This is a genomic window from Allobosea sp. MMO-172, assembly GCF_037147855.1.
GTDB lineage: Bacteria > Pseudomonadota > Alphaproteobacteria > Rhizobiales > Beijerinckiaceae > Allobosea.
The window spans coordinates 382,839-395,495 of the sequence record NZ_JBBCUM010000002.1; the positions used below are offsets into that span (position 1 = coordinate 382,839).

At 68.0% G+C, this 12,657-nt stretch carries 9 protein-coding genes; all 9 read left to right on the forward strand.

What is annotated here, in order from left to right; translation table 11 throughout:
* Window positions 1-109: 109 nt before the first annotated feature.
* From WFK61_RS05020 to WFK61_RS05060, 9 genes are read left to right on the forward strand one after another with little or no spacing between them, the layout of a single operon-like run.
* Window positions 110-2,404 carry a glycosyltransferase family 2 protein gene (locus WFK61_RS05020; protein WP_336810425.1) on the forward strand — a complete coding sequence of 765 codons (2,295 nt, stop codon included), beginning with the start codon at window positions 110-112 and terminating at the stop codon, window positions 2,402-2,404.
* A complete protein-coding gene (locus WFK61_RS05025; RefSeq protein WP_336810426.1) occupies window positions 2,401-3,240 on the forward strand; it encodes a class I SAM-dependent methyltransferase in 840 nt (279 codons plus the stop codon). The genes WFK61_RS05020 and WFK61_RS05025 overlap by 4 nt, the downstream gene beginning before the upstream one ends.
* A complete protein-coding gene (locus tag WFK61_RS05030; protein ID WP_336810427.1) occupies window positions 3,237-4,484 on the forward strand; it encodes a glycosyltransferase family 4 protein in 1,248 nt (415 codons plus the stop codon). The genes WFK61_RS05025 and WFK61_RS05030 overlap by 4 nt, the downstream gene beginning before the upstream one ends.
* A complete protein-coding gene (locus WFK61_RS05035; protein ID WP_336810428.1) occupies window positions 4,481-5,233 on the forward strand; it encodes a hypothetical protein in 753 nt (250 codons plus the stop codon). The genes WFK61_RS05030 and WFK61_RS05035 overlap by 4 nt, the downstream gene beginning before the upstream one ends.
* A gap of 4 nt (window positions 5,234-5,237) precedes the next feature.
* Window positions 5,238-7,439 (forward strand): glycosyltransferase family 2 protein, encoded by a 2,202-nt coding sequence (locus WFK61_RS05040; protein WP_336810429.1) that lies wholly within the window; start codon window positions 5,238-5,240, stop codon window positions 7,437-7,439.
* Between the two features lie 2 nt (window positions 7,440-7,441).
* Complete coding sequence (locus tag WFK61_RS05045) at window positions 7,442-8,746, forward strand: glycosyltransferase family 4 protein (RefSeq protein WP_336810430.1); 1,305 nt, start codon at window positions 7,442-7,444, stop codon at window positions 8,744-8,746.
* A 32-nt stretch (window positions 8,747-8,778) separates the two neighbouring features.
* A complete protein-coding gene (locus WFK61_RS05050; RefSeq protein WP_336810431.1) occupies window positions 8,779-9,975 on the forward strand; it encodes a polysaccharide pyruvyl transferase family protein in 1,197 nt (398 codons plus the stop codon).
* Entirely contained in the window at window positions 9,972-11,144 is a 1,173-nt protein-coding gene (locus tag WFK61_RS05055; RefSeq protein ID WP_336810432.1) for a hypothetical protein, read from the forward strand. The genes WFK61_RS05050 and WFK61_RS05055 overlap by 4 nt, the downstream gene beginning before the upstream one ends.
* Complete coding sequence (locus WFK61_RS05060; protein WP_336810433.1) at window positions 11,141-12,598, forward strand: polysaccharide pyruvyl transferase family protein; 1,458 nt, start codon at window positions 11,141-11,143, stop codon at window positions 12,596-12,598. The genes WFK61_RS05055 and WFK61_RS05060 overlap by 4 nt, the downstream gene beginning before the upstream one ends.
* The last annotated feature ends 59 nt before the right edge of the window (window positions 12,599-12,657 follow it).

A 12,657-nucleotide genomic window follows, 5' to 3' on the forward strand; every position in this document is an offset into this window, starting at 1 on the left:
TGGCGGCCGGGCGAGAGGTTCGCAGCTCCCGGAGCGCGCACGCCCCCGGAAAGCCTCCCCCCGCTTTCCGCATGCGCTCCGGGATTCTCCGTGCCGCAGGAGCGCCTCAATGCTTTCTCTCGCGCCCGTCGCGATGGCGACGACACCGCCTGCCCAGCTCGAACTCCACCGCCTCGGCGGTTCGGTCTTCCTGCTCTGCTGGACGCTCGAGGCCTCGCCCTTCGGCAAGCCCGCACTTGCGCTCGCGGGCGGCGGCAGGCGCCTGCCGGCGGCCTCGATCTCGCTTGGCCTGCGCGACGGGCGCGAGCGGCTCGCCGTCGCCTTCCGCTCCTCCGGCCATGACAATGTCGTCGCGACCCTCAGCGACCATGGTCCGCAAGGCGAGGTGACGGCCGGCTTCGATCCGACGCTCGTCCACGGCCTCGCCGACCCGGCTGAAATCCTCAAGGAGCTGACGCCGCAGGCGCGCCTGACACTCGCCAATGCGCTGGTCCGCGCCTGGCCGCCCCTGTTCGGCCTCGCCGCGATCCCGAATTACCTGTCCTTCCTGCGCCAGTTCCTGCTGACGCTATTCCCGAAGCCGATCGCGATGCAGCCGACCGCGGCGCTGGTCGAAGGGCAATGGCTGTTCGAGACCGCCGTGCCGGCCGGCTTCGGCGCCTTGCAGGGCGTTGCCCGCCTCGACGGTGCGGGGTTGACGCGGCTCGATCTCAAGGCTCGCCTCGGCGCGGCCGACCGCAGCGGCAAGCGCGAGGCCCAACTCGTGCTGGATGCGCCGCCAAGCCGTGGCGGCGGCCTGCTGATCCTGCAGGGCGAGCGCTCGCTGGTGCTGCGCACGCTGCCCGGCCGGCAATCCGCGCCGTCGCTCGGTCGCTGGTGGGCGGGCAAGGCCGCGAGCCGCGACGGGCTGCGCAACTGGGTCGTCGAGCAGCTTGCCGGGCTGTCCGAGCAGGGTCGCCTGCTCGCTATCGAGATGCAGCGGCGCGTGCCGCTCGCCGTCCAGCATGTCCGCCGCAGCGACGACCTGCCTGCCGCCGAACTCGATCTCGCGGTCTGCAACCGCGCCGGGCTGCTGATCGGCGGCTGGCTGCGTGATCCCGACGATCTCCTCGAAGAAGTCCTGCTCCATCGCGGCAATGGCGAGCCGATCGCGATGCTCTCGCGTTTGCAGCGTTTCCCCGTGCGCCTGCCGGCCGGGGCGGATGGCGAGACGCGTGCCGCCACAGGCTTCGCCGGTTTTGCTGCCGATTATGCCGGCGGCGCGCCGGTTCTGCAGCCGCGCTGCGAGATCAAGCTGAAATCCGGGACGACGCTGACATTGCGCCCGCCGGTGCAGCCGGCCGATGCCGTGACGATCCGGGCGCGGGCGCTGGCGGCGATCCCGCCGCAATATCTCACCGCCGGGATGATCGAGACGACACTCGCGCCGATCCTCGCCGCCTGCCAGGAGGACCTGCGCGACAGCCGGCCCGAACCGCTCATCAAAGCATACGGGCCTTCGCTGGCGCGACCGAAGGCTTCGGTCGTGATCCCGCTCTATCGCGTCTATGATTTCCTGCGCGTGCAGGTCGCGGCCTTCGCCGGGGACCCGTGGTTCTCGGAGCATGCCGAACTGATCTATGTGCTCGATTCGCCCGAGCACGAGGCCGAGGTCGCGCATCTGCTCGGCGGCCTGCATCTCGCCTATGGCCTGCCGATGCAGCTCGTCGCGATGCAGCGCAACGGCGGCTTCTCGGCTGCCTGCAATGCCGGCGCCGCCGTGGCCCGGGGCGAGGTGCTCGCCCTCGTCAATTCCGATGTGGTCCCGACCGGAAACGGCTGGCTGGAGGGGTTGATCGCCCGGCTCGATCGCCGCGCAAGGGTCGGCGCTGTTGGCCCGAAGCTGCTCTATGACGACAATTCGCTGCAGCATGCCGGCTTGTTCTTCAAGCGCGACAGCAAAGGCACCTGGCTCAACCATCATTACTTCAAGGGCATGCCCGGCAGCTATGCGCCGGCCACGATCGAGCGGCCCGTGCCCGGCGTCACCGGCGCCTGCATTGTGATGGCGCGCGATCTTTATGACGAGCTCGGCGGCTTCGACGAGAGCTATGTCATCGGCGATTACGAGGACAGCGATCTCTGCCTCAAGATCAGGCGCGCCGGCTTCGGCATCCTCTATGTCCCGGATGTCGCGCTCTATCATCTCGAGCGGCAATCGATCGCGCGCAGTGTCGATTACACGCGCGGCGCCGCCTCCCAGCACAATGCCTGGCTGCAATCGCAGCGCTGGGGCGCCCAGATCGAGGCGCTGATGCAGGCCTTCGAGACCTCCGCGCCCGAGCTTGCCCTGCCGGCGCCTGCCGTTCCCAGCGAACCCGACCTTGTTCCCCGCTTCACCTTCAGGAGAGCGACCGCCGCATGACTGCCCTGAGACAGATCGCACCGGAGCCGGCTCCCGCGGAGGCTTCCGCCGGGCCCGAGCTCGACTGGCTCCTGGCCTCGCTGCAGAGCAACCGCTTCATGCCGCATCCGCCGCCGGATTCGATCTTCGTCGGCGACGGCGATTATCGCGCGATCGGCGCTGAATTCCTCGGCCATTTCATCCGGATCGGCCGGCTGAAACCGCATGAGCGCGTCTTCGACATCGGCTGCGGCATCGGTCGTATGGCCGTGCCGTTGACGCAATATCTCGATCCCGAGCGCGGCAGCTATGACGGCGTCGATCCCGTGATGGAGGGCATCCTCTGGTGCGCCCAGACGATCACGCCGGCCTATCCGCGCTTCCGTTTCCAGCGGCTCGACATCGCCCATCCGCTCTATAATCCGCAGGGCTCGCTGCCGGGTATCGAGGTCCGCTTCGGCTTCGCCAATGGCAGCTTCGATTTCGTGACGATGACCTCGGTCGCGACGCATCTGCCGCCCGAGGAACTGGTAGTCTACCTGCAGGAGGCGGCGCGCCTTTTGTCGCCGGGCGGGCGCCTGTTCCTGACCGCCTTTGCGATCGACGGCTCCCCGACGGGGCAGGAGCGCCTCTCGTTCAAGCGCTGGCAGGATGGGCCGGGCTGGTACGCCATCGACGAGGCCCCGCTTGCCGCTGCCGGGATCGACAGCCGCTTCCTGCTGGAGCAGGCGGCTGAGGCCGGGCTTGCCGTCGAGGCGCTCAGGCCGGGGCATTGGCGCGGCATCAGCGCGGCGCATTACCAGGACCTGCTGATCGCGACGAAGCCGGGGAGCAAGGGACCGGGAGGCGTGGCATGAGCCGGCGCATCCTCGTCGTCGCGCATAACCATCCGTCGCTGCATCCGGGCGGCACCGAGATCTTCGCGCATGACCTGACGCAGGCCTATCGGGAGCAGGGCTGCGAGGTTTTGTTCCTCGGTGCGACCAATGCGATGCATCGCGGGCCGCATCCGGGCACGGCGCTGCAGGCTATCGGCGAGGACGTGCTGCTGTGGAGCGCGCATTACGACCGCTTCCACATGAGCCAGATCGACCATTACGGCACGCTGCAGGACCTTGCGACGCTGCTGGAGGAGTTCCGGCCGGACGTGATCCACGTCCATCATCTCGTGCTGATCGGCGCCGAGTTCCTGACGCTGGCGCGAAGGCTCCTGCCGCAGGCGGCGATCGTGATGACGCTGCACGACTACTACCCGATCTGCCATCATGACGGGCTGATGGTGCGGCCGGGCGATCGCCAGCGCTGTAACGGTTCCTCGCCCTCGGCCTGCCATGGCTGTTTCCCCGAGATCGGCTCCGACCGCTTCCTGCTGCGCGAGCGCTTCATCAAGACGCATCTCGCCGCTGTCGACCGCTTCGTCGCGCCGAGCCGGTTCCTGTGCCAGCGCTATGTCGACTGGGGCCTGCCCGGCGAGCGGATCGAGGTCATCGCCAATGCCCGCCCGACACAGGAGGCCGCGCCGCATCGGCAGGCCACGGGCCGGCGCACCAGCTTCGGCTATTTCGGCAATCTCAACCCCTGGAAGGGCGTGCTGCCGCTGTTGCAGGCGGCGCAATTGCTGCGCGCTTCCGGCGAGACCGAATTCTCCCTGCGCATCCATGGCGGCGCGCCGTTCCAGAGCGAGGCCTTCACCGCGGCGTTCGAGACTGCGCTTGGCGGCGCGGAGGGCGTCGTCACGCATTGCGGGCCCTATTCCCGCGACGAGGTGCCGGGCCTGATGGCCGAGATCGACTGGGTGGTGATGCCCTCGATCTGGTGGGAGAACGCGCCCCTCGTCATCCAGGAAGCCTTCCAGCACCGCCGCCCGCCGATCGTCAGCGCCATCGGCGGCATGGCCGAGATGGTGCGCGACGAGATCGACGGGCTGCATGTCCGGCCGGGCGATCCGGTCGCGCTGGCCCGCATCCTTCGCCGGGCGATGGAGGAGGCCGGCCTCTGGCAGCGCCTCGTCCACGGCATTGCCGAGCAGCCGACGCTAGCCGACTGCGCCGGCCGCCACCTTGCCCTCTTCGATGACCTCAAGCTCGCGGAGGCTGCATGACCACGGCTCAGCATCAGGACAACGAAGTCCGCCTGCCTAACGTCAACCCCGCCCGCCTGAACGGACGGGTCGATGCCCTCGATGGCAGCCGCTTGCATGGCTGGATCTGGGACGAGGCCCGGCCCGACGAGGCGATCACGGTCAGGGTTTTCCTGGACGGCAAGGTCGTCGCGGAAACGAAGGCCGACCAGAGCCGCATCGACCTGCGCCGTAACGGCATCGGCGACGGCAAGCACGCCTTCTCGATCGATCTCGACGAGACGCTGGTCGCGGCGCGCACCCGGCTGGTGGTGACCGGCATTTCGCCTGCGACGAGTGCGGAGTTCGAACTGCGCTTGCCGGCAGCGGACGAGCTTGCGGCGGAGGCGGCGATCGCCGTGCCGCTGGCGCGCTTCTTCGACAAGGTCGAATTGCTGATCGCGCTCAACCGGCGCGGCCAGCTCGCCCAGAAGGAGCTCAACGAGAAGCTCGACCGCATCGCGGCCCGCCTCGAAGAAAACCATGCGCTGGCCGAGGCGACCAAAGCCGAGACCGAGAGCCAGAGCGAGATCGTGCGCCGGCTCGGCGAGCTCGATGTCTTCCAGCTGCGTTTCGACGGCACCTTGCGCGGCTTCGACGAGCGGCTCGACGCGATCCGCAAGGAGGCGCGCGCACCGCTTCGGCAGGTCACCGTCATCCTCGGCTTCCTCTCGGCGCTCGCCGCGGTGATGTCCTTCGTCACGCTCGCCGTCACCTTGTGGGGAGGCTAAGACGATGAGCGAGGTCATCGTTCCCGAGAGGACAGCGATCGCGCAGGCGCCGACCGTCGCCTGGACGCCGCTCGGCGAAAACGCGATCCTCGTCCGCAGCCATTGCGACGCCATTCCGGCGAAGGTGCCGGTCGCGGTCGACGGCAACCCGCGCAACCGCGCCCAGACGATGGTGTTGAGCTGGCGCCGGCCCGGCTCCGAGCCTTCGGCGGCGACCGGCTTCCTGTGCCTGGCGCCGGCGCCCAGCGTCGACGACAGCGGCACCGGCGCGCTGCTGATCGGCCGCCCCGGCCGGCCGCTGCGGCTGATCCTGGCGCCGAAGCCTCAACCGCTGCAGGCCTTCCTCTCCGAGCTTGCCGACGATGCCGGGCAGGCCTTTCCGAGCGTGGTCGACGGTCTGCTCGAAGTGCTGCTGACCGGGGCGCCCAATCCGCGCCGCCTCAGGGCCGTGGCGATGCTGCTGCAGACGGTGGCGCGGCCGGGCGGCTTCGTCGAGGTGATGGGCAAGCTCGACGATATCGCCGGATCGGTCGGCGGCATCTTCCTGCAGGGCTGGACCTCGCATTTCGCCGCCGGGCGGGTGAAGCTCCTGATCTCGCATGGCGGCCTGTCGCCGGCCCATCTCGAAACCGGGACCTTCGAGCGTGACGATCTCGGCGAGGGCGCGCGCGGCTTCTTCGGCCTGCTGGAGGATTGCCACGCCCAGCACCCCGGCGAGATCGAGCGGCTCTATTTCCGCGGCAATGACGGTTGGCGCGCGCTTGAGGTCTATGAGCGCCATGTCCTGCTCGAACCGATCACGGTGCCCGGCCACCTGCGCGACGGCTTGCAACGTGGCACCGCCCCGCAGGCCACGGCCGACAAGCTGAAGCGCGCCTCGCAGCGCTTCGACGGGCGCGACACGGTCTGCCTGCTGGAGGAGCCGGTGCGGGCCGGCATCGACTCGGTCACGGTGGTCGAGGGCACCGGCGTGCTGATCATCGGCTGGCTGTTCGATCCCGAACGTCGGGTCGGCGGGGTCTCGCTGCGCAGCGGCAGCCAGTCCTGCGCCGTCGACCGCGTGTGGACGCGGGTGCAGCGCGCCGACGTGACGGCAGCCTTCATGGAGGACCCGCGCTTCGGCCCGGCCCTGGCCTCGCGGCGCAATAATCACGGCTTCATCGTCTTCGCGCCGAAGCTTCTGCCCGAGGCCGGCCAGCCGCTGCATCTCGCCTTCGAGGTGCAGGGCACGGGCCCGGCCTTCCTGCCGCTCGAACCCAACCGGGCCCCGGCGCGTCGCGCGCTTGAGCGCGTGCTCGGCCTGCTCGATCCCCGCTCTTCGACCGCGAACGCCGTGGTCGAGCGCCAGATCGCGCCGGCCTTGCAGGCCGCCGAGATCGCGCCGCCGCGTGCCGCCGAGACGCTGGATGTCGGCGCCTTCGATCCCGAAGCTCCCCTCGGCCTCGTTATCGGCCTCGATCACCGCCATCGCGAATTGTCGGCGCTGTTCGCGCTTCTCGCGATGGACCCGGAGGCGCGGCCTCTGCCGATCGTGCTCGCTGCGCCCTCGGAGAGCTTCGACCGTGTCGGCGCCGAAGCGCGGCGGTTGGCGCGCTTCTATGGATTGTCGGTGCGTCTTGTAGCCGTCGAAGGCGTCGAGGATGCCTGCGATGCGCTGGAGGCGGGCGTGCGTGCGTGCCGGTTCAACACGGTCGCGTTGCTGTCCGGCGCTGCACAGATCCGCATGCCCGGCTGGCTCGGCCGGCTGGAGCGAGCCTATCGAGCGCGGGGCGGCCAATGCGTCGCGAGCCCGACGCTGCTCTTCGAGGATGACTCGATCCGCTGGGCCGGCGCCTGGCTGGAAGGCGAGGGCGCGAGCCGGCGTATCGCCAACCGCTTCGTCGGCTATCCCCTGGAGGCGGTCGGCAATCTCGGCCCGATGGAGGTCGCGGCCGGCGCCAGCGAATGCTGCGTGCTGTCGCGCGCCGCCTTCATCGAGGTCGGCGGCTTCGCGCGCAACTACTTCACCACGGCGGAGAAGGGGCTCGATCTCTGCCTCAAGCTCCGGATGGCGGGCTCGCCCTCGCTCTGGGTGCCCGATGTCGAGGTCTATGCCGTCGACGATGCGGAGACCGCGACGCCCCATGCCGGCGCGCTCGCCCAGCTCGCCGACCGCACCAGCTTCGACCGGCGCTGGGCGCTCGCCATCTCCAACATGAAAGGCTGAGGATGCGGGTTCTCGTGATATCGCACGGCCATCCTTCGCTCTCGCTCGGCGGGGCGGAGGTGGCGTCCTACAACCTGCACAAGGGCTTGCAGGCCGGCGAGGGCGTCGATTCCCATTTCCTCGCGCGCGTCGGCGCGCCGACACCGCGCCATGCAGGCACGGCGCTGATGAGCCTGCGCCAGCGCGGCGGCGAACTGCTCTATTACGCCGAGGATTACGACCACTTCCTGATCTCGAACCGGGCGACGGAGGAGATCGACCGCGATTTCGTCCGCGTGCTGCACGACCTGAAGCCCGACGTGGTGCATTTCCACCATTTCATCGGGCTCGGTCTCGAATGCCTGTTCGCGGTGCGTGACGCGCTGCCGGACGCGCTGATCGTGGTGACCTTCCACGAATATCTCTCGATCTGCCACCACCACGGCCAGATGGTGAAGACCGGCGCGTTCAAGCTCTGCTACCGGGCCTCGCCGACCGACTGCAACGCCTGCTTCCCGGATATCTCGCCGGCACGTTTCCTGGCACGCGAGACCTTCATCAAGGGCATGCTGGGGCTGGCCGACCATTTCGTCTCGCCGAGCCGCTTCCTCGTCGACCGCTATGTCGATTGGGGCCTCGCCGAGGAGCGCTTCTCGGTGATCGAGAACGGCATCGACGTGGCCGGCGCCGCGCCGCCACGTCTATTGCCGGAAGGTAAGGGGCGGCGCTCGCGCTTCGCCTATTTCGGCCAGCTCACGCCCTACAAGGGCGCCGACGTGCTGATCGACGCGGTGACGCGTATCCCCGACAAGGTCTGGGGCGAGGATTCGATCCTGCTGGTCTATGGCGGCAATCTGGAGCGCCAGCCGCAGGCCTATCAGGACAAGTTCGCGAAGCTCGTCGAGGCCGCCGGCCGGCGCGTGCGCTTCTGCGGCGCCTTCCAGAACCGCGAGATGCCGAACCTGATGCGCTCGGTCGACTGGATGGTGATGCCATCGGTCTGGTGGGAGAATTCGCCGATCGTGATCCAGGAGGCGTTCTTCCACGGCCGCCCGATCCTGGCGAGCAATCTCGGCGGCATGGCCGAGAAGATCACCGACGAGGTCGACGGCCTGCATTTCCGGCCCGGCAGCCCGGAGGACCTCGTCGATTGCATGACGCGCGCGCTGACCGAGCCCGGGCTCTGGGACCGCCTGCGCGGCGGCATCAAGCGGCCGATGAGCCATCGCGAATGCGCGGGCACGCATCTCGATCTCTACCGCCGCTTGCTGGCGGAACGCCGCAAGCCTGCACCCGCTCGGCAGGACCCTGCCGCGATGATCGCCTGAAACCATAACGAAACAACAGGGGAGACCCGACCATGGCCCGTATCCTCGTCATCAGCCCCTCCGGGGAGGTCTATGACCACGACAATGTCCGCTGGTATCGCCATGCCGATCTGCAGAGCCATATCGAGCACTACCACAATATCGGCGACGCCTTCGTCTTCGATTCCTCGCTGAAGCTGCTCAATTTCGAGAAGCTCGACGAGTTGCCGATCGACCGTGTCGATCCCGCGATGATCGACCGGCTCAACGCCGAATACGATTACGTCTTCCTGCGCGGTTCCAACTATGTCCATGCGCAGATGAACTGGTCGAAGGCGGCCGAGGTGCTGCGCCGGCTTAAAATTCCGGTGATCGCTTTCGGCATCGGCGCGCAGGCCCCGGTGAGTGGCAAGCTGGAATTGAGCGAGGACACGAAGACCGTCCTCAAGCTCATTGCGGATTCGACGGCTTCGCTCGGCGTGCGCGGCACCTACTCCGCGGAGGTGCTGAACGATCTCGGCATCAGGAATGTCCGCATCATCGGCTGCCCGACGGCGTTCCGGAACAACGATCCCAACCTCGCCATCCGCCTGCCGCCGCTGGAGCAGATCAAGACTGCCGGCGTCACGCTGCGGCGCGAGGTCTCGAAGACCTATGCCCAGGACATCAAGCGCTACCTCACCTTCCACCGCTCGCTGGTGAAGTCGATGGCGGACCGTTTCGAGGTCACGCTGATGTCGCAGGGCGAGGTCGAGGAGAAGAAGCTCGCGCTCGGCACCATCGACCAGCAGGCGCAGGCGATGACCGCGCTGCGCGCGAACGAATGGGCCAATAACTGGTATCTCGACGAGCAGGTCGAGCGGCTCTACCAGACCCGGATGTTCTATTCCGACGTGGTCGCGGAATATGAGCGGCTGGTGCGCGGGCTCGACCTCGTGCTCGGCTACCGTCTGCACGGCAACCTGATGGCGCTCGCGAACGGCACGCCCTCGATCTACTTCACCTATGACAGCCGCACGGTCGAGTTCGCGGACACGTTCAAGATCCCGAGCATCGACGTCTTCGCCGGCCAGGATTTCAGGCTGGAGGAGTATTGGGAGCAGGCGCGCTTCGACCGCTTCAACGTGGCTTACGGGCAGGTCTACTGCGCGATGAGCGCCTTCCTCAGCGAGAACAAGGTCGACCACAAGATGGTCAGGCCGGCTGCTGCTGCCCAGGAGGCGCCCGCGCCGGAAAGGAAGGTGGCATGAGGGCCGCCCGTATCCTGCGTGGGGCGCTGCCAGCGGCCTTGCTGCTGCTGGCAGCGCCCGCGATGGCGCAGGGCTATCGGCTCGAGCTCGCGCCCGACGCGCAGGAGGAGACGGTGGTGTCTTGGGCGCGCGAGCGCTGCGAGCAATGGGACCTGCCGGATGCACCATTGCGGGCCTTCCGCGACGACAAGGGCGAGGTCGTCGCCTTCGCCAGCCATTACCGCAACCGCCCGCTGATCGGCCGCGACCTCGCCTCGATCCGCAAGAGCTGCGCGGTCTCCTTCGAGGCGAAGAACAGCGCCGATCCCAGCGCCTTCAGCGACAAGAGCTGGATCGCCGCGACCTGGACCGGCGACGGGCGCCATGTCGAGGCGCTGATCCATGCCGAATACCATGCCGACAAGCATCCCGGCGCCTGCCGCTTCAAGGAGGCGATGAGCTGCTGGTACAATGTCGTGACCGCCGCCCGCTCGAACGATGGCGGCCGCAGCTTCAGGACCGACGAGCCGCGTCCCCTGGTGGCGGCGCCGCCCTACAAGCAGGATGTCGGGCAGGGCCGGCATCGCGGCTTCTTCAACCCCTCCAACATCGTCGAGAAGGATGGCGCCTGGTATGCGCTGATCGCGACCACTGGCGGCGAGGGCCAGAAGAACGGCGTCTGCCTGTTCCGCTCCACGGATATCAAGGACGCGACGGCGTGGCGCGCCTTCGACGGACAGGATTTCACCATTCCAGCCGTCGATCCCTATCGCGACGACCTGAGCCGGGCGCGGCCGTGCCAGCCGTTGAGGCATCTGCCGACCACGGTCGGCTCGGTCACCCGGCACGAGGCGAGCGGGCAATGGCTCGCGATCTTCCATCTCGGTCCCGATCCGAGGCAGGGCATCGCCGGCGGGCGCGTCGCCTATAGCTGGTCGAAGGATCTCGTGACCTGGTCGCCGCTCAAGACGCTCGTCACGCATCCGACGATGTGGAGCAAGGATTGCGGCGACCGCGACCGCTACGCCTATGGCGCCATTGCCGATCCGGCCTCGCCCTCGCGCAATTTCGAGACCACGGGCGACCAGCCCTTTCTGTTCATGACCAAGATGCGTGTCGCCGACTGCAAGATCGGCCCGCAGCGCGATCTCGTCCGCATCAAAATCCGCATCGTGAAGGACAATCCATGAATGCGCCCGCCCATCCGCTCCCGGCCAGCCAGGCCGTGCAGACGATGAAAATCCTGCGCGCGACCACGCAGGAGGTCGTCGTCCTCGTCGCCCGCGAGCCCGGCGGTAGCTGGCCGTCGCTGCGCCTGCTGCTCGACGGGCAGGACTACGCCACGATCAACCCGGGCGCGCTCGTCACCGGCGATGCGACCGTTGCCGAGATCGCCATCCCGCTGCCTCCCCTGCCGGAAACGCGCCTGCGCTCCATCGCGGTCGCGGATGTCCGCACCGGCGCGCTCGCGCCGGGCTCGGAACTGCGGCCGGTCTCGAAGACCAAGGCCCTGCGGGCGCTGGTGATCTATCCGGCTGGCGAGGTCTACGACCATGACAAGGTGCGCTGGTACCGCGCCCCGATGGAGAAGCTGCTCAGCGACTACTTCAATATCGGCGACATGATCGTCTACGACTCGACGCTGAAGCTCCTGGATTACGCGCATCTGGAGCCGATGAAGATCATGTCGCCGACGGATGCCGACATCGCGCGCTATGCCAGCGAGTTCGACTTCGTCTTCGTGCGTGGCTCGAACTTCATCCATGAGAGCATGGAGTGGTTCCGCGCGGTCGAAGTGCTGGAGAAGGTCAAGCTGCCGGTCTACGCCATCGGCGTCGGCGCGCAGGCGAGCCAGAACCGCCGGATCGAACTTCCGGACGCCTCGAAGCGCTTCTGGTCGATTGTGGCTGAGCGTTCGGCCGCCATCGGCGTGCGTGGTGCCTTCAGCGCCGAAACGCTCAGGCAGAACGGCATCCGCAATGTCGAGGTGGTCGGCTGCCCTTCGATCTTCCGCACCCGCAATCGCGACCTCCAGATCCGTGTTCCCGATCAGCGCGAGATCCGCAAGGTCGCGTTCAGCCTGCGCCGCGAGGCCGACAAGAGCTACACCGCCGACCCCGAAGCCTATCTGCGCAACCAGAAGGCCGCCCTGCTCAAGGTCGATGCCCAAGGCGAGATGGTGATGTCCTCCCATGGCGAGCAGGAGGAGAAGGCGTTCTTCCTGCGCGATCCCGCGGCCAAGGCGAAGGCCGTCGCGGAGTTCACCCGCACGGGCTGGTGGAGCGGGGCGGACGATGCCGCGATGCGTCGGATCTACGAGAAGCAGCTCTTCTCGTTCTTCGATGTCGAGCACTACGACGCCTTCGCCCGTTCGCAGGACCTCGCGGTCGGCTATCGCGTTCATGGCGTGCTGCCGGCCGTGGCGCATGGCGTGCCCGGCGTGCTCGTCGCCTATGACACACGCAGCCAGGAACTGGCTGAGACGTTGAAGATCCCGGTCGTGCCGGAGGTGGCACTCGCCGAGGGCGGCTGGCGCGCGGTTTATCAGGAGGCGGCGCTGAACGGCCTCGCGAAGAGCTATGCCGGCTCCTACGACCGGATGCGCGGCTTCCTCGACCGGAACGGCATTCCCCACCGGATGTGAGGGACTGGCCGGGGCGGGATCACGGTCGGCTTGTCTCGGATCACGGAGGGCCCTTCGCC